Raw genomic sequence first — 16,311 nt, 5'->3', positions numbered from 1 at the left:
AAGGTCCCTGCAATCATGTCCAGACGTCACTACAACCTACCCCCGCTGACAACGCTTGCCGCGTTCGAGGCCGCCGCGCGGCATCTGAGTTTCAAGAATGCGGCCGAAGAGTTATCGGTGACGCCCGGCGCTGTCAGCCACCAGATCAAGGCGTTGGAAGGCGATTTGGAAACGGCCCTTTTTCAACGCAAGCATCGCGGGGTTGAACTGACAGAAGACGGAAAAGCCTTGTTCGAGGCACTGTCATCTTCGTTTTCCAACATCTCAAAGACTCTGGCCACAATTCGTGGTCGCGTGTCGGTGGGTAAGGTCACTGTCGGATCCACGACCGCCGTAGCAGCCCTGTGGCTGTCGCCGGCTGTGATCCGATTCTGGCGCGAGATGCCCGAGGTCAACGTGGATCAAATCGCGCAGGACAGACCATTCCGTGACCGGCCGGATATCGACTTTTTCGTTCGCTATGGTCGCGATAGTGACCCGAGCCTATCGCATACACCATTGTTTCGCGACCACTTGACCCCCGTGGCAAGCCCTGAACTGGCCCGGCAACTGACCGGCGCCGATCTGGAACAGCTTGCCGCGCAGCGCCTGATTCATCTTGAATCGGATGACCGCAGTTGGACCACGTGGCCCGAATGGTTCCAGCAGCTTGGCTACCCCGGTAAAATCCCGATCGTATCCCGCGTGAACAGCTATTCGGTAGCGTTGCAGCTGGCGCGCAAAGGGGCGGGCCTGGTGCTTGGTTGGCAGCGCCTTATTCAACCCATGCTGCAATCGGGAAAACTGGTGACCCTTGGGCCGCATCACCTGACCGCGCCTAACCAATTCTACCTTGTAGGGCGGCCGGATGACGAACTGTCTGAAAGCGCGCGCGCGTTGAAAAACTGGATCCTTCAAGAGGTACGGGATGGTTCGGTTTAGGTGAAGTCACCCAGTGATGAGGTTTTCTGATATTGAGAAAAGGCAGGCCCTTCCGCCAAAACGGATGAAACGCATCCAGCAATACCCTCAGGAGAGCCCGATGAACAAATATAGCCCGCTGTCCTCGGTTCTGGCCGATCTGAATGTGGCCAACGGTCTGCCGAACGAGCATTACATCGACCCGGTCGTCTTTGCCGAGGAACGCAAGTCCGTCTTATATGCGAACTGGTCAGGGATCGGGTTCGGCAAGGACGTTCCCGAGGAAGGCGATGCCAAACCGGTCGATTTTCTGGGCATGCCCCTGTTGATCGTGCGCGACCGGGATGGTGAAATCGGTGTATTTCAGAATACATGTCGCCACAGGGGCATGATACTGGTCGACACCCCCCGCAAGATCGGCGGCGCGATCCGCTGCCCCTACCACAGCTGGTGCTACAGCCTGAAAGGCGAGCTACGCGCGACCCCTCATGTGGGCGGCCCCGGCCACAACACACACAAGGATGTTGACCGCAAAGATCTGGGTCTTGTCCGGGTCCGCTCGTATGTCTGGCGCGACGTGATTTTTGTAAACGTGGACGGCAACGCCCCCGCATTCGAGAACGCCCACGCCGCGCTAATGGACCGTTGGAAAGAGTTCGACAAACCGGTGCATCACGGTGGCGAGACCTCTTCGTTCAAGCTTGAGGTCAAGACCAACTGGAAGCTGGCAGTCGAAAACTATTGCGAAAGCTATCACCTGCCTTGGGTCCACCCCGGCCTGAACAGCTATTCCCGGTTGGAAGACCATTACAATATCGAAGAGCGCGGGCATTACTCGGGTCAGGGCACATTGGTCTATCGACAGCTGACCGACCAAGACGGCGCTACCTTTGATGATTTTGACGGCCTGAGCGACAAATGGAATGAGGGCGCGGAATATGTGGCGCTGTACCCGAATGTCCTGCTGGGCGTGCAGCGAGACCACGCCTTCGCAATTGTGCTGGAGCCGGTCGACCAGGAAAACACGGTCGAACACATCGAGCTCTACTATGCGAAAAGCATCGACGAGACACCACAGCACGACGGCTTGCGCGCCTCGAATGCGCAGCTGTGGAAGACCGTATTCGAAGAAGACGTCTTTGTAGTCGAAGGGATGCAGAAAGGCCGCCACGGAGTGTTGTTCGACGGAGGTCGTTTTTCGCCCGCGATGGACGGTCCGACCCATAACTTCCACCATTGGGTTGCCTCGCAGATCGAAAACGGTCGCGCAGAGTAAGATAGCGGGCTAGTCGGCTTTTTGCTTTGCTGATCGGCCCTGACGGAGACCCGATGGACAAGACCGATCTGGATCGCCTGCTGCTTGAGGCCCATGATCACAACGATCATGGCGCCCTCATTCGCTATTATACGATTGCCGCAGACGAACGCGAAGCGGTGCAGGATATCGACGCGGCCTGTTTCTATCTGACCCATGCCTTTGTGTTCGCTCTGGAATCCGGCGCGCCTGAGGCAAAGACCCTGAACGCGCGACTGGCCGCCTACGGGCGCGCTCATCGGTTGGAATTCTGAGATTAGCGTCAGGTTAAACTCGCTCAACTCAACTTGAAATTTATGTCCGTTGTCCGCGCAACACCCTTGGTGACACAAAGCGCGAAGAACCCAACTTGGATATGGCAGGCTCATGAAAACGAATGCACAGGCGGTGGTAATTGGCGGCGGGGTGATCGGGTGTTCTATCCTGTATCATCTGACCAAATTGGGGTGGTCAGATGTGGTGCTGCTGGAACGGGACGAGTTGACTTCGGGCTCAACTTGGCACGCGGCGGCGAACATCCACGGGCTGCATGACAGCACCAATATCAGCCGCATTCAGCACTATACCATGACCCTGTACAAAGAGCTTGAGGCCGAGACCGGCCAAAGCTGCGGCGTGTTCCAGCCCGGCTCGCTCTATCTGGCGCAGACCCAAGAGCGCGAGCATCAGCTTCGCCTGCAGGCGGCCAAGGCCAAGCTATATGACATGAATTTCTATGAGATAAGCATTGAAGAGGCCCAACGCCTGAACCCTCTGGTCAACTATGACGGCATCCGCTGCGTGATGTTCGAACCCGATGGCGGCAATGTGGACCCGTCGGGCGTGACCAATGCCTATGCGGTGGGCGCGCGCCAGCGCGGGGCCGAGATCCATCGCTTTACCCCCGTCACAGCGACCGATCAGCAAGAGGATGGCAGCTGGATCGTGCGCACCCCCAAAGGTGACATCAAAACGCCCTGGGTTGTGAATGCCGCCGGTCTGTGGGGCCGCGAAGTGGCGCGGCTGGCGGGAATCGAGCTGCCTCTGCAGCCCACCGAACACCAGTATTTCGTGACCGAGGCAATGGCAGATGTGCAGGCGCATGGCACCCGCCTGCCCTCGGTCAGTGATCGGGATGGAGAATATTATCTGCGGCAAGAGGGCAACGGCCTGCTGGTCGGTGCTTATGAGAAAGACATGAAATTCTGGGCCGAAGACGGCACGCCGCTGGATTTTGCCCATGACCTGTTCCCGGACGATCTGGAGCGGATCGAAGAGAACATGATGAACGCCATCGAGCGCCTGCCTGCCGTAGGTGAGGCCGGGATCAAGCGTGTCATCAACGGCCCGATGATCTGGTCGCCGGATTCGAATGTCTTGATGGGGCCGGTGCCCGAGGTGGACGGTTATTTCTGCTGCAACGGCATCATACCCGGCTTTTCTCAATCCGGTGGCATGGGCTTGATGGCGGCACAGTGGATCATCGAAGGCGAAACCCAATACGACATGTTCGCCTGGGATATGGCCCGGTTCGACACATGGGCTACAAAGGAATTCACCAAAGCCAAGGTGCAGGACCAATACGCCCACCGCTTTGCGATTCACTTCCCGAACGAGGAGCGCGGCGCTGGCCGCCCTGCCCGCGTGCGCCCGATCTATGAGACCCAAAAGGCCATGGGTGCGGTATTCGGCCTGAATGTTGGCTGGGAACATCCGCTTTGGTTCGCGGATGAGCCGGGCACGGTGGATACCAACGGCTTTACCCGCCAGAACTGGTGGGCCCCTGTGGGCGAAGAATGCAAGATGTTGCGCGAGCGGGCGGGTATCATCGATATCTCGAACTTTGCCAAATACGTCTGCAAAGGGCCGGGTGCCGAGGACTGGTTGAATGCAGTCTTCGCCAACACCATGCCCAAGGCAGTTGGCCGGTCCTGCTTGACGCCGCTGATCTCGAAACGCGGTGGCATTGCAGGTGACTTTACTGTCACCCGCATGGCCGAGGATGAGTTCTGGATCATCGGATCGGGCATGGCCGAGCGGTATCACAAACGCTTCTTCAAGCAGGTTCCGCTGCCCGAAGGCACCACATTCGAAAGCCACACCGAAGCGATGTGCGGCTTTAACGTCGCCGGTCCGAAATCGCGTGAGATCCTACAGCGCCTGACCAACGCGTCACTGGCGACCGAGGACTTCCCGTTCATGCGTTCGGTCATGATCGAGCTTGCAGGCGTCGAAGTTCTGGCCCTTCGCGTGTCCTTCACCGGTGATTTGGGGTGGGAGTTGCACTGCAAGACCGAAGATCAGGCGCAGCTTTATGAGGCGCTGCTGGCAGCTGGCAAAGAATTCGGTGCAGGCCCAGTGGGCAGCCGCGCGCTGATGTCGCTGCGGGTCGAAAAAGGCTATGGGTCATGGAGCCGCGAATACAGCCCCGAATACTGGCCACATGAGGTTGGGCTGGATCGTTTGTGCAAGTTCGACAAAGACTTCCTGAACAAGGAGGCCGCGCAAAAGGTTCTTGAAAACCCTGCCCGAGAGCAGCTGGTCCTGCTGCATCTGGATGAGGCCGACGTGACCGCGTCCAACGCCGACGCGACCGGCGGTGAGCCGATCTTCAAAGACGGTGAAGGCATCGGTCGTGTAACGTCGGGCACCTATGGGTACACGGTCGGCATGTCACTGGCGCTTGGGTATGTCAAAAACGCTCAACCCGGTGATGAGGTCGAAGTGATGGTGTTGGGCCACCCGCACAAGGCCACCATCCTGCAAGAGCCTCCGTTCGATGCAAAAGGTGAAAAACTGCGCGCCTGATCGAACCGTGATCTACCCCTGACCCTACGAGACCCTATCCACGCGCCCTGCCCTGCCTATATCCTTCACATACCATCTGGATCGTTTTGGGAGGGGCGCATGGAACATAAGACCGACATGCTGATAATTGGTGCCGGGTTCTCGGGGCTGATTATGGCGATTGAGGCCCGTAAGCGCGGGATTACCGATATCGCGATCCTTGAAAAAGCGGGCGATATCGGCGGCACATGGCGTGAAAACACCTATCCCGGCGTGGCCTGCGATGTGCCTTCGCATCTTTATTCAATGGCCACTCATCTGAACCCCGACTGGAGCCGCGCATACGCAGGCGGGGCGGAAATCCAGGCTTATCTGCGTAAAGTCGCTCAAGACGAAAGCTTGTACGATCTGTGCCATTTTCATCAACAGCTTAAATCCGCGCGGTGGGACGGAGCCCAATGGCAGGTTGAAACCGAAGACGGGCAGCATTGGTCGTCGCGGATACTGGTTTCCGCCATAGGCGCACTGCACGTGCCCAGCATTCCCGATATCCCCGGCGCGGACAGTTTTACGGGGCCAAGTTTCCACTCTGCCCAGTGGAATCACGACGTCTCTTTGTCGGGTAAACGTATCGCGGTGATCGGCACCGGAGCCTCCGCAGTCCAATTCGTCCCCGAGATCGCGAAAATGGCGGGGCATGTCACAATCTACCAACGCAGCGCCCCATATGTTCTGCCGCGCCCGGATGGCCCAATCGCGCCATGGGTCCGCAGGCTGTATCAGCGTGTTCCCATATTACCCAAATTGCGCCGCAAGCTGATCTACATGGTGTTCGAATACCGCCACCGGGTATTTCGCGGAGAAAAAGGCGCTGTGAACTTTGCCATGAAGATGTGGCGCTCTGCCATGGAAAAGGCAATCAGTGACCCGGACGAGCGCGCCAAGCTTACGCCCAACTACCAAATTGGCTGCAAGCGTATCCTAAGCTCGAACGACTGGTATCCAACTCTTGCGCGTTCCAACGTGTCTGTTGTGCCGCAGGGCGTGACCTCAATCGAGGGCGATCAGATCACGGCTGCGGATGGATCCCAATCGCAGGCCGATATACTGATCTGGGGCACCGGATTTCACGTCACCGATATGGTCGAATACCTGAATATCTCGGGCGACGACGGTGTAAGCCTACGCGACGCATGGGCTGACGGAATGAAAGCCAATCTGGGCACTGCGATTGCAGGCTTCCCGAACTTCTTCATTCTGCTTGGGCCCCATACGGGATTGGGGCACAATTCTGTGGTGCTGATGATCGAAGCACAGGTTCGCCATATCGGCCGCGTTTTGGACGAAATGCAGCGCGACGGTCTGCAGGTTGTAACGCCCGACCCCGAAAAACAGGCAGCCTTCAATCAAGAGATGCAGAACCGGCACACGGACAGCGTTTGGCAGGCGGGCGGATGTACGTCATGGTATCAGGACGCACAAGGCCGCAACACCACGCTATGGCCCGGCACTGTATCCGAATTTGAAAAGCGTCTGGCGCGCTCGGGGTTAGAACATTACCAACCCCTTCCTTCCCAACACGCGGAGAATTGAGATGAACGTAATTCTGATCCTTGTCCTTCTGATCGCCGCATTTTTCGTGGTCATGAATGTCTGGACCCGAAAACTGACCCGCGACGGGCTTGTCCGTGTTCCTCAACTGGGTCAGATCACTCCTGTGCGTGGGGGCAATATCCACTATGTCGAAAAAGGCGACCCTTCCAAACAGACGCTTGTGCTGATTCATGGCCTCGGTGGGCAGCTGCAACACTATACCTATGCGATGGTCGACCTGCTGGCCGATGATTACCACGTCCTCGCTGTGGACCGCCCCGGCTGCGGCTACTCAACCCGCGATACTGCTGAACTGGGCCGACTACCGGAACAGGGCCGCATGATACAGGAGTTTCTGGAAAACAAAGGCGTGTCTGATGCAATCCTTGTTGGGCATTCGCTCGGGGGGGCGGTCTCATTGGCCATGGCATTGGACTATCCTGAAAAAACAAAAGCATTGGCCCTGCTGGCCCCGCTGACACAGGTGATGCCCGGGCCGCCCACTGTGTTTAAACCGCTAGAGATCCGCACCCAATGGCTGCGCACCTTTATCGGCAACACCATTGCCGTTCCAATTGCCGCAAAAACTGCTCCACATACACTTAGCGCGGTGTTTGATCCCGAACCGGCACCTAGTGATTTTCTCGACCGCGCTGGTGGGGCTTTAGGCCTGCGCGCTTCGGCATTCATAACCGCCTCGCAGGACATTGTCGGCATTGACGAAAGCCTTGAGGGGCAAGTGGCCCGCTACGGTGACCTCAAAACCCCCGGAGGCATCCTGTATGGCGCACAGGACGCGATCCTTTCACCCGAGGCACATGGCGCCCCGATGGCTCAATTCGGCCTGTCCGAAGAGCGGCTTGAGGGGCTGGGTCACATGATCCCGATAACCGCACCCGACACCTGCGCCGACTTCATTCGTCGCATCGCCAAAAGCGCAGTAGAGGTGGATAACTCCGATACCGGAACGACGTGAGACTGGGTTAAAAAAGAATCTCGCACCGGGGCCATTTCCCTCTTGACCCTCTTGGGCCCCTCGCTTAAATCGCCTCTCACCCATGGCGGAGTAGCTCAGTTGGTTAGAGCAGCGGAATCATAATCCGCGTGTCGGGGGTTCAAGTCCCTCCTCCGCTACCATTTCTTCCCACACGTTTCAGTGTGTCCCGCGCGGAACGAAGAAGGGGTCAATCAACACTGTCTCACTTTCTTTTGCCGGGTCGGAAAGACGCCGCTCTAGCAGCCAGATCACCTGCTCGACAGCCTCGTCAATTGGATTGTTTACTGTGCTGAGGTTAAACATGGGCCAGCCCGCCATTTCAATGTCATCGAAGCCTACAATCGATAAAGATCCCGGGACATCCAAGCCAAGTTCTCGCGCAGCTGTCAGGGCACCGATGGCGCTTGCGTCATTGGCGCAAATCAACGTGTCCAGCTGGTGGGCTTCAAGCATCCTCATCGCTGCACGGTATCCTGCTTCAACTGTGAACTCTCCGACCTCTTCTGCCACCAAAGAAAGACCGGCATCCCCCAGCGCTTGCATCACGCCAGCTTTGCGGTCAGCGGAGGACCCAAACCCTGTTGCGCCCGCGATATACCCAAATCGTTGACGACCGCGATCAACCAAAACCCGAGTCGCTATCTGCATACCTCGCGCGTTTCTGCAGCATACATTGTCTACGCCTAATGCATCTACGATGCGCCCTGATGAGATCATTGGGACGCCGAATTTACTGCATTGCGTCACTACCGACTCAGGCATACTGCCGCCGCGCAGAATCAAAGCGTCCAGCGGGTAGCGCAGCACCTGGTCGATGGCGGAGCCGGCCCGATCATCTTCGCCATCAATCAGGACCGGCCACTTGTTCAAAGCATTCAATCGACCGACCAAGCGATGCACGAATTCCGAGTCATACGCGCTGCGCATATTGCCAATAAACACCGCCACAAGATGCGAGCGTCCGCCCTTCAACCCTGCGGCCAACGCATTTGGTTGATACCCCATATGTGTCGCAATTTCTTGAATTTTCCGGCGCTTACCCGCGTCAAGATACGCGCCCGGAGTAAACGCGCGCGACACGGCAGACCGCGAAACCCCGGCGGCGTCAGCGACGGTTTGCGCCGTTACACGGCGGGGCCTTTCGGCAGGTTTACTGTTGTCGTCAGCCACCCACAAGCTGTCCTCCGTTTCCATATAATTTGTCAATATTGCAATAAATCTTTCACCGAACTGTCACAGGAACCGCGTATGTGACCACGTGTGCACACACTGTGCATTCGCAGGCGGACCATGCCCGTTTGCTCTGTTTTTTTATGCTGCAAGGGGCACCAGCCCCGCGAACTGGTGTGTTGGCCGCAAGCGCGGGAACCACCAAACCGGAGAGAGACATGACCAACCTGACATTCTGCGCAACCGCTGCGGCTGTCGCGTTTTCCGCGACCGCGGCCTTTGCCGAAACCGAGATCACATGGTGGCACGCCATGGGCGGCCAGCTGGGCGAAACCGTCAATAAACTGGCCGAGGATTTCAACGCCTCGCAAGACGAATACAAGATCACTCCGGTCTATAAAGGCAGCTACGAAGAAACCCTGACCGCAGGTATCGCCGCCTTCCGCGCGGGCGAACAGCCCAACGTCATGCAGGTGTTCGACGCCGGTGCCGCGACCGTAATCGGAGCTAAGGGCGCAACCATCCCGGTTCAGGACCTTCTGGCCAACAATGGCGTCGACTTCGACATCAACGACTATATCGCCGGTGTGCGTTATTTCTATGCCGACAGCGACGGCAAGATGATCGGCATGCCCTTCAACTCTTCCACGCCGATCCTGTATTACAACATGGACGCGCTGGAAGCGGCAGGCGTTACCCCGCCGAAAACCTGGGAAGAGTTCCAGGCGACAACCGCCCCCGCGCTGAAAGACGCAGGCTACATCGCGCTAAGCCAGTCGCACCTGCCCTGGATCTTCACCGAAAACTTCATGTCGCGCCACAACCTGCCGTTTGCGACCAACAACAACGGCTATGACGGCACCGACACGCAGATTTTGGTGAACAACGACGCGATCAAAGCGCATTTCACCGCTGTGTCCGAGTGGAAAGACGACGGTCTGTTCGAATGGTACGGCACCGGCTGGGGCGACAACGCCAAGCCGTTCGAGGAAGGCAAAGTTGCCATGTGGCTGGGTTCTTCGGGCTCGTTCGGCGGCCTGCTGCAGAAAGATCTGCCGTTCGAATTCAGCGCGACCGAGTTGCCCTATTGGGAAGCAGTGACCGCCGAGCCCACACAGACCTTCATCGGTGGTGCCGCTCTGTTTGCCATGTCCGGCCAATCGGACGAGGAGAACAAAGCCACGGCCGAATTCTTCCGCTTCCTGACCGCGCCTGAAACCCAGTATTTCTGGCATCAGGAAACCGGCTATGTGCCGATCACCGAGGCCGCTTATGAAGTTGCCAAGAAAGACGGCCACTATGACCGTTACCCGGCTGCCGAAGTTGGCGTCAACCAGCTGCAAGACAAGGCGGGCGACAACACCAAGGGTTACCGCATGGGTTTTTACGTTCAGATCCGCGACATCATGAACCGTGAATATGGCCGTATCCTGACAGGTGAGACTGACGTGGAAACCGCGTTCAAAACCATCGAAGAGGAAGCCAACGAACTGCTGGCCCGCTTCGCCAAGACCCAGGGCTAAGCACCCGTATCACCCCCAGGGATGGTCGCGCTGTCACGGCGCGGCCATCGCTCTTTTTCTTACTGGACCACTCAATGAAACGTGCGGGCTTCGACAATATCTGGCTGCCTGTGGCGCTACTGCTGCCGCAGTTAATGATCATCGCCATCTTTTTCTACTGGCCTGCGGGCTGGGCACTGCAATCCTCATTCTATCTGCAGGACCCTTTCGGGTTTGGCTCGACCTTTGTGGGTGGCGAGAACTACACGTCGCTTGTGGGCAACGACCAGTACAAGCGTGTCGCCGGATTTACGATCATCTACTCGGTTCTGGTGACGTTCTTCTCTCTGGCCATCGCGCTGTTGCTGGCTGTGAAGGCAGACAAGGTAATCCGAGGCGCCAAGACATATCGCACGCTGCTGATGTGGGTTTATGCCATCGCGCCGCCCGTTGCCGGCTTCATGGGTATCTTGTTCTTTGATCAAAGCACCGGACCGCTGACCAAGTTCTTTCAGATGTTCGGGTGGGATTTCAAACTGGGCGTGGACTACAACGCAACTGCAACCGCCATGGTCATCGTGGCCGTGTGGAAGCAGATCCCGGTGAACTTCATCTTCTTCCTCTCGGGCCTGCAATCCATCCCCCGATCGGTGCGCGAGGCCGCGATGATCGACAACCGATCCGCCACCGGACGGTTCTGGCAGGTAACCTTCCCGCTGCTGGCCCCCACCGCATTTTTCTTGCTGATCATCAACATCACCTACGCCCTGTTCGACACGTTCGGCATCATCGATGCATTGATGAAGGGCGAGCCGGGCAACAACCCGATGACGCTGGTCTACAAGGTCTATCTGGACGGCTTTCGAGGCAACGACCTGGGCGGATCATCGGCGCAATCGGTCATCCTGATGGTGCTGGTTCTTTTGCTGACCGTGTTTCAGTTCCGGCTGGTGGAACGCCGGATTCACTATACGTAAGGGCTTTGGACATGGCTGAGACAACACTCGAAACTCCCGCTGAAACCCATCGTCCCCGCCGCATCAAATGGGGCGCGATCGGCGATCACACCGTCCTGATCCTAGGCGCTTTGCTGATGATGATACCACCGCTGCTGGCGCTGACCACGGCCAGCCATGACGCGGTGACGATCCACCGCGAGGGGTTGCAGCTGACGCTGGGCGACAATCTGGGCAAGAACTTCCATGCCGCAATGTTCGAAAAGGGTGGGTTCACCCAGACGGTGGATGGTACGCTGATGCTGATGAACTCGTTCATCCTTGGCATCGGCTTTGCGGTGGGCAAGATCGTGATTTCGATGATGGCGGCCTATGCCATCGTCTATTTCCGTCTGCGGTTCGCGACGCTGGCCTTCTGGGTCATCTTCACCACGCTTCTGCTGCCGCTTGAAGTCCGCATCCTGCCCTCATACGAGGCGATCCAGAAACTGGGCCTGACAAACACTTATACCGGTCTGATCGTACCGCTGATCGCATCCGCAACCGGCACGTTCTTTTTCCGTCAGTTCTTCATGTCCGTCCCTGAGGAGCTGGCCGAGGCCGCCCGGATCGACGGCGCAGGCCCATGGAAGTTCTTTGTCGATATCCTTGTGCCGCTTAGCCGAACGATGATCGCTGCGATCTTCATCATCATGTTTGTCTTTGGCTGGAACCAATATCTGTGGCCGACACTGATCACGACGGATGAGAGCTTTTTCACCCTGGTCCGGGGCATCAAACAGATCGTGCTGTCCTACACAGATAGTCAGATCCCAGAACACGGGCAGGCATTGGCGCTGGCCATTGTCGCGATGATCCCACCCGTGGCGATCGTCGTCTTTTTCCAAAACTGGTTCGTCAAGGGCCTCACAGAATCCGATAAATAAGGAATACGCGCATGGCTCAGGTTTCATTAGAGGGCATCCGCAAGGTCTATCCCAACGGCTTTAAGGCGGTTCAGACCACAAGCTTCACCATTCAGGACGGCGAGTTTGTCGTGCTGGTCGGCCCCTCGGGCTGTGGCAAATCCACCCTGCTGCGGATGATCGCGGGGTTGGAGGAAATCACAGAAGGTACGCTGAAAATCGGCGACCGGGTGGTCAATGACGTGGATCCGGCGGACCGTGACATCGCGATGGTGTTCCAGAACTATGCGCTATATCCGCATATGACGGTGCGCAAGAATATCGGCTATGGCCTCAAGAATCGCGGCACCCCGGCCGCCGATATCGCAGCCAAGGTCGAAGACGCCGCCCGGATGCTGAATCTGACCGAGTATCTGGACCGCAAACCAGCGCAGCTGTCGGGCGGCCAACGTCAGCGCGTCGCCATGGGCCGTGCCGTCGTGCGTGACCCGGCGCTGTTCCTGTTTGACGAGCCGCTGTCCAATCTAGATGCTAAACTGCGCAACCAGATGCGGATCGAGATTAAGGCCCTGCAACGCCGCCTTGGCACCACAGCCGTCTACGTGACCCATGATCAGGTCGAAGCGATGACGATGGCCGACCGGATCATCGTCCTGAACGCGGGCCGGATCGAACAGATCGGCACTCCGTCCGAGATCTATCACAACCCCGCCTCGACCTTTGTGGCCTCGTTCATGGGGGCACCACCGATGAACCTGATCCGGGCTGAAATCGATCAGAAACAGGTCAAAATAAATGGGTATGACGGGTTAATGGTCGCCCCTGAGGCGTTTAGCGGCCCGATCACAATGGGAATACGCCCCGAAGATGTAGAGCTGGACGACCAAGGCCAGGTGAAGTTTCATGTTGATATCCTTGAGGAATTGGGCGCTCATCGCCTGCTGCATGGGCGGATCGAAGACCAGCCGTTCTCGGTCATGATTGGTAAAGAAGATACAGCCCATACAGGGGAAACACGGATCAAGTTGAAGCCCGAAGCATTGCGCCTGTTCGACAAGGATACGGGGCTGCGACTGTGATTACTCAAACCCTTGCGACGCTACCTGCGGTTTCACCGAACCAGCGGGCCGCAATCCTGTCGGCGGATCGCACGGCGCAATCACACCGCCATTTGCTTGATGATCTTCCGGCATTGAATGCTGTCCAGGTCGGTGGAACACCTAAGGCAGACCAGTTGCCGTCACAATTCACGGTCGCCGCCTGGAACGTTGAGCGCTGTTTGTTTCCGGAAGAGACGGCCGCGCATCTGCAAAGTGTTTCTCCTGATGTCGTTCTGTTGTCCGAAGTGGACCACGGCATGGCCCGCACGGCGCAACGGCACACGACCGAGGCAATGGCAAGCGCACTTGGCATGACCTATGCTTTTGGAGTCGAGTTTCACGAGCTTGGCTTGGGCGGAGCAACCGAACGCTCCTATTGCACGGACGCTACCAATTCTCTCGGTTGGCATGGCAACGCGATCTTGTCCTCGGTTCCGTTCGAACGTACGGCGCTGATCCGGCTGGACGATCACGGACACTGGTTCTGCACCGATTCCGGCGCCGCTGACCCAGAGCAGCCAAGAATCGGAGGTCGCATGGCGATCGCTGCGGTGGTTCCAACCGACCGTGGGCTTGTATGTCTGGTGTCCACACATCTGGAAAGCAATGCCGATGCTGCGCATCGTTTCGGTCAATTCCAGAAGCTGTTGCAAACTATAGACGAATTCGCGCCCGGTCTGCCCGTTCTGATCGGAGGAGACCTGAACACCGGCAATCATATACCCCCCGCCTTTGACTGGAGGGACGAAACCCTGTTCGGATTGGCCGAATCTCAGGGCTATGATTGGGGTTTCACCGCGCCGGGTTTCACCACACGCCCCAGCCTTATCACGCCGCATCCCGAACGTCAGATGAAACTGGACTGGCTGGCTGGTCGGAAACTGACCCCGTTAGAGACAGGTATCGTGACGTCCATATCAAAAGATGGAAAGCCGCTGTCGGATCATGACTGCGTCTGGAGTCGCATTACCTTTAAAGACTGAGCCGGGCTGAAGTAATTCCTGACGCCCAGCTTGGCTCCGCACTTCAGGAGCTTTGCAAGGATAGACCCGCATCTGCCATATGGATGTTGAAACCTTTGGTGTTGGCAAAAGGGGTAAGAGTTTCCCCAAATCGCTTCAACACGGCTGCATCCTGGCACGCAACTTCATATTTCGCTTCGAACTTCAAATCCAAAACATCACCGGCCACCAACGTCCCGCGACCTAGCCCGTGACCCGAAAGAACCACACGCGCAGACGTCACTGAACACTCGGCCTCGACCGGAATGCCCAAAAATCCATAAGGGTCTGACAATTCCGAGATCGCCCGAGCGATCAGCGCGTTGTCGTCTGCAACCCCACTGGCGGAGACGTCCCCTAGCACATCAAAAGTGGCGACTGTCATGGATATCAGAAAGCCGGAACCAGAGTGAACTGCTTCACCACTCGGCTCTCTATCGCGCCACGCTGTTGCCGGACCAGCCTGGCTGAAAAATAAAAACGACAGTGCCGCGAAAACAGTCGAAAAACAAATCCTACGCACAAAAAAACCAATCAACTAACTTTAACTTAAACTGGTCGTACCTCCTACAGGTGCGGCCTTGAAGATGGAAGCCCACTATATTTGGGGAAGTCTCCACACCCTAATACCTGACAGTAAAACTCAGGTTGACATAGTCGACTAATTCACTCAGTTATCAGGCAGCCGACGCTTTCGTGGCGCCGGATCTGAATTTCTGAGATGAAAGACCTGCCCCCAATGACCAGATTGATTGCAACCACAAGCGCCCTGACACTTTGCGCCGTTTCTGCGGTCGCTGCCCCGGCGAAAACTGATGTTCTGACCACTTACGCCAATATTGCCGAAGCCAAGTATGAAGACAGCCTGATTGCAGCCCAGACGTTGCAATCTGCAGTGAACGCGCTGATTGCCAACCCGTCAGATGCAACCCTGAACACTGCCCGCGCGGCATGGATCGCCGCCCGTGTTCCCTATCAACAGACCGAGGTCTACCGCTTTGGCAACGCCATTGTTGATGACTGGGAAGGCAAGGTGAACGCGTGGCCTCTGGACGAAGGTCTGATCGACTATGTCGATGCCGCCTACGACGGGCCGTCCGATGAAAACGAGCTTGCAGCACTGAACGTCATCGCCAATCCAAGCTTTACGCTGTCGGGCGAAACAATCGACGCATCGGAAATCACACCTGAATTGCTGGCCGAAACCCTGCACGAAGCAGACGGGATCGAGGCAAACGTGGCCACTGGCTATCACGCGATCGAGTTTCTTTTGTGGGGTCAGGACCTGAACGGCCATGATGCTGGCGCAGGTGACCGTCCGTGGACCGACTATGCCCAAGGTGACGACTGCACCGGCGGACATTGCGACCGACGCGGTCAATACCTAAGCGCAGCCACCGACCTGTTGGTCAGCGACCTGGAGTGGATGGCAACCCAGTGGGCCGAAGGTGGTGACGCGCGCGTTGCTTTGACCGAAAACGAAGCTGCAGGTGTCAACGCAATTCTAACGGGTATGGGTTCGCTGTCTTATGGCGAACAGGCGGGCGAGCGGATGCGTCTTGGCCTGATGCTGAATGATCCTGAAGAAGAGCATGATTGTTTTTCTGACAACACCCATAACAGCCACTATTACGACGGCTTGGGCATCCAGAACGTTTATCTAGGCAGCTACACCCGGATCGATGGAACTCCGATTTCAGGGGCATCACTGTCCGATCTGGTCACCGCGACCGACCCGGCGCTGGACGCCGAGATGAAGGTTAAGCTGGCCAACACCATGCAGGCATTGGGCCTGATCAAATCGACTGCTGAAGCCGGTTTTGCCTATGACCAGATGCTGGAACGCGGCAACGAAGGTGGCGAAGCCTTGATCATGGGCGGCGTGAACGGTCTGGTCGACCAGACCAAAACAATCGAACGGATCGTTACGACGCTGGAGCTGGATCAGATCAGCATCGAAGGTTCGGACAGTCTGGATAACCCGAACGCAGTATTTCAGTGACCTTGGCCGAGAGGCGGCTCACCGCCGCCTCTCGGGCTTTTGAGAGCTGAATGACAGTATGACGCAGAACTTCTGTCAATTAACCTACTATTATAGTCAGATTA

14 protein-coding genes and 1 tRNA gene are annotated in these 16,311 nt (G+C 57.3%); 13 read left to right on the top strand and 2 right to left on the bottom strand.

What is annotated here, in order from left to right:
• Window positions 1-15 precede the first annotated feature (15 nt).
• The 7 genes from ABWV79_RS08660 (at window position 16) to ABWV79_RS08630 (ending at window position 7,711) form a co-directional block, all read left to right on the top strand.
• Window positions 16-921 (top strand): LysR substrate-binding domain-containing protein, encoded by a 906-nt coding sequence (locus ABWV79_RS08660; RefSeq protein WP_353391398.1) that lies wholly within the window; start codon window positions 16-18, stop codon window positions 919-921.
• Window positions 922-1,021: 100 nt separating this feature from the next.
• Window positions 1,022-2,176: an aromatic ring-hydroxylating oxygenase subunit alpha gene (locus tag ABWV79_RS08655; protein ID WP_353391395.1), complete on the top strand. Its 1,155-nt coding sequence runs from the start codon at window positions 1,022-1,024 to the stop codon at window positions 2,174-2,176.
• 53 nt (window positions 2,177-2,229) lie between these two features.
• Window positions 2,230-2,469 (top strand): hypothetical protein, encoded by a 240-nt coding sequence (locus ABWV79_RS08650; protein ID WP_353391394.1) that lies wholly within the window; start codon window positions 2,230-2,232, stop codon window positions 2,467-2,469.
• A gap of 112 nt (window positions 2,470-2,581) precedes the next feature.
• A complete protein-coding gene (locus ABWV79_RS08645; protein ID WP_353391392.1) occupies window positions 2,582-5,002 on the top strand; it encodes a GcvT family protein in 2,421 nt (806 codons plus the stop codon).
• Window positions 5,003-5,101: 99 nt separating this feature from the next.
• Complete coding sequence (locus tag ABWV79_RS08640) at window positions 5,102-6,574, top strand: flavin-containing monooxygenase (protein WP_353391390.1); 1,473 nt, start codon at window positions 5,102-5,104, stop codon at window positions 6,572-6,574.
• A gap of 1 nt (window position 6,575) precedes the next feature.
• The gene (locus ABWV79_RS08635; protein ID WP_353391388.1) at window positions 6,576-7,550 is read left to right on the top strand and encodes an alpha/beta fold hydrolase; all 975 of its coding nucleotides are present in this window, start codon (window positions 6,576-6,578) and stop codon (window positions 7,548-7,550) included.
• An 84-nt stretch (window positions 7,551-7,634) separates the two neighbouring features.
• Window positions 7,635-7,711, top strand: a tRNA-Met gene (locus ABWV79_RS08630).
• A 16-nt stretch (window positions 7,712-7,727) separates the two neighbouring features.
• On the opposite strand, the gene ABWV79_RS08625 is transcribed toward ABWV79_RS08630, so the two are convergent.
• Window positions 7,728-8,741: a LacI family DNA-binding transcriptional regulator gene (locus tag ABWV79_RS08625; RefSeq protein WP_353391387.1), complete on the bottom strand. Its 1,014-nt coding sequence runs from the start codon at window positions 8,739-8,741 to the stop codon at window positions 7,728-7,730.
• A gap of 218 nt (window positions 8,742-8,959) precedes the next feature.
• Here ABWV79_RS08625 and ABWV79_RS08620 point away from each other — a divergent pair, with 218 nt between their 5' ends.
• The 5 genes from ABWV79_RS08620 (at window position 8,960) to ABWV79_RS08600 (ending at window position 14,187) form a co-directional block, all read left to right on the top strand.
• Window positions 8,960-10,264, top strand: a complete 1,305-nt coding sequence (locus ABWV79_RS08620; RefSeq protein ID WP_353391386.1) for an extracellular solute-binding protein — start codon at window positions 8,960-8,962, stop codon at window positions 10,262-10,264.
• Between the two features lie 74 nt (window positions 10,265-10,338).
• Window positions 10,339-11,220 (top strand): ABC transporter permease subunit, encoded by an 882-nt coding sequence (locus ABWV79_RS08615; protein WP_170353343.1) that lies wholly within the window; start codon window positions 10,339-10,341, stop codon window positions 11,218-11,220.
• 11 nt (window positions 11,221-11,231) lie between these two features.
• On the top strand, window positions 11,232-12,125 hold the full coding sequence (locus ABWV79_RS08610; protein ID WP_353391385.1) for an ABC transporter permease subunit: 894 nt from the start codon (window positions 11,232-11,234) through the stop codon (window positions 12,123-12,125).
• A gap of 11 nt (window positions 12,126-12,136) precedes the next feature.
• On the top strand, window positions 12,137-13,183 hold the full coding sequence (gene ugpC / locus ABWV79_RS08605; RefSeq protein ID WP_353391383.1) for a sn-glycerol-3-phosphate ABC transporter ATP-binding protein UgpC: 1,047 nt from the start codon (window positions 12,137-12,139) through the stop codon (window positions 13,181-13,183).
• Entirely contained in the window at window positions 13,183-14,187 is a 1,005-nt protein-coding gene (locus ABWV79_RS08600) for an endonuclease/exonuclease/phosphatase family protein (protein WP_502949856.1), read from the top strand. The genes ugpC and ABWV79_RS08600 overlap by 1 nt, the downstream gene beginning before the upstream one ends.
• A 43-nt stretch (window positions 14,188-14,230) precedes the next feature.
• Here ABWV79_RS08600 and ABWV79_RS08595 read toward each other — a convergent pair whose 3' ends face one another.
• Window positions 14,231-14,590 (bottom strand): hypothetical protein, encoded by a 360-nt coding sequence (locus tag ABWV79_RS08595; protein ID WP_353391380.1) that lies wholly within the window; start codon window positions 14,588-14,590, stop codon window positions 14,231-14,233.
• A 354-nt stretch (window positions 14,591-14,944) separates the two neighbouring features.
• On the opposite strand from ABWV79_RS08595, the gene ABWV79_RS08590 reads away from it, so the two are divergent.
• Complete coding sequence (locus ABWV79_RS08590; protein ID WP_353391378.1) at window positions 14,945-16,207, top strand: imelysin family protein; 1,263 nt, start codon at window positions 14,945-14,947, stop codon at window positions 16,205-16,207.
• Window positions 16,208-16,311: the final 104 nt, after the last annotated feature.

The organism is Ruegeria sp. HU-ET01832 (assembly GCF_040371315.1).
GTDB lineage: Bacteria > Pseudomonadota > Alphaproteobacteria > Rhodobacterales > Rhodobacteraceae > Ruegeria > Ruegeria lacuscaerulensis_A.
Note: the sequence above shows the minus strand (reverse complement) of the source record. Positions and strands in the feature narration are given on the sequence as shown.

What these genes read in the sequence shown, in the direction of transcription:
- ABWV79_RS08660 (WP_353391398.1), top strand. Translation starts at nt 16, where the DNA reads ATGTCCAGACGTCACTACAACCTACCCCCGCTGACAACGCTTGCCGCG.
- ABWV79_RS08655 (WP_353391395.1), top strand. Translation starts at nt 1,022, where the DNA reads ATGAACAAATATAGCCCGCTGTCCTCGGTTCTGGCCGATCTGAATGTG.
- ABWV79_RS08650 (WP_353391394.1), top strand. Translation starts at nt 2,230, where the DNA reads ATGGACAAGACCGATCTGGATCGCCTGCTGCTTGAGGCCCATGATCAC.
- ABWV79_RS08645 (WP_353391392.1), top strand. Translation starts at nt 2,582, where the DNA reads ATGAAAACGAATGCACAGGCGGTGGTAATTGGCGGCGGGGTGATCGGG.
- ABWV79_RS08640 (WP_353391390.1), top strand. Translation starts at nt 5,102, where the DNA reads ATGGAACATAAGACCGACATGCTGATAATTGGTGCCGGGTTCTCGGGG.
- ABWV79_RS08635 (WP_353391388.1), top strand. Translation starts at nt 6,576, where the DNA reads ATGAACGTAATTCTGATCCTTGTCCTTCTGATCGCCGCATTTTTCGTG.
- ABWV79_RS08620 (WP_353391386.1), top strand. Translation starts at nt 8,960, where the DNA reads ATGACCAACCTGACATTCTGCGCAACCGCTGCGGCTGTCGCGTTTTCC.
- ABWV79_RS08615 (WP_170353343.1), top strand. Translation starts at nt 10,339, where the DNA reads ATGAAACGTGCGGGCTTCGACAATATCTGGCTGCCTGTGGCGCTACTG.
- ABWV79_RS08610 (WP_353391385.1), top strand. Translation starts at nt 11,232, where the DNA reads ATGGCTGAGACAACACTCGAAACTCCCGCTGAAACCCATCGTCCCCGC.
- ugpC (WP_353391383.1), top strand. Translation starts at nt 12,137, where the DNA reads ATGGCTCAGGTTTCATTAGAGGGCATCCGCAAGGTCTATCCCAACGGC.
- ABWV79_RS08595 (WP_353391380.1), bottom strand. Translation starts at nt 14,590, where the DNA reads ATGACAGTCGCCACTTTTGATGTGCTAGGGGACGTCTCCGCCAGTGGG.
- ABWV79_RS08590 (WP_353391378.1), top strand. Translation starts at nt 14,945, where the DNA reads ATGACCAGATTGATTGCAACCACAAGCGCCCTGACACTTTGCGCCGTT.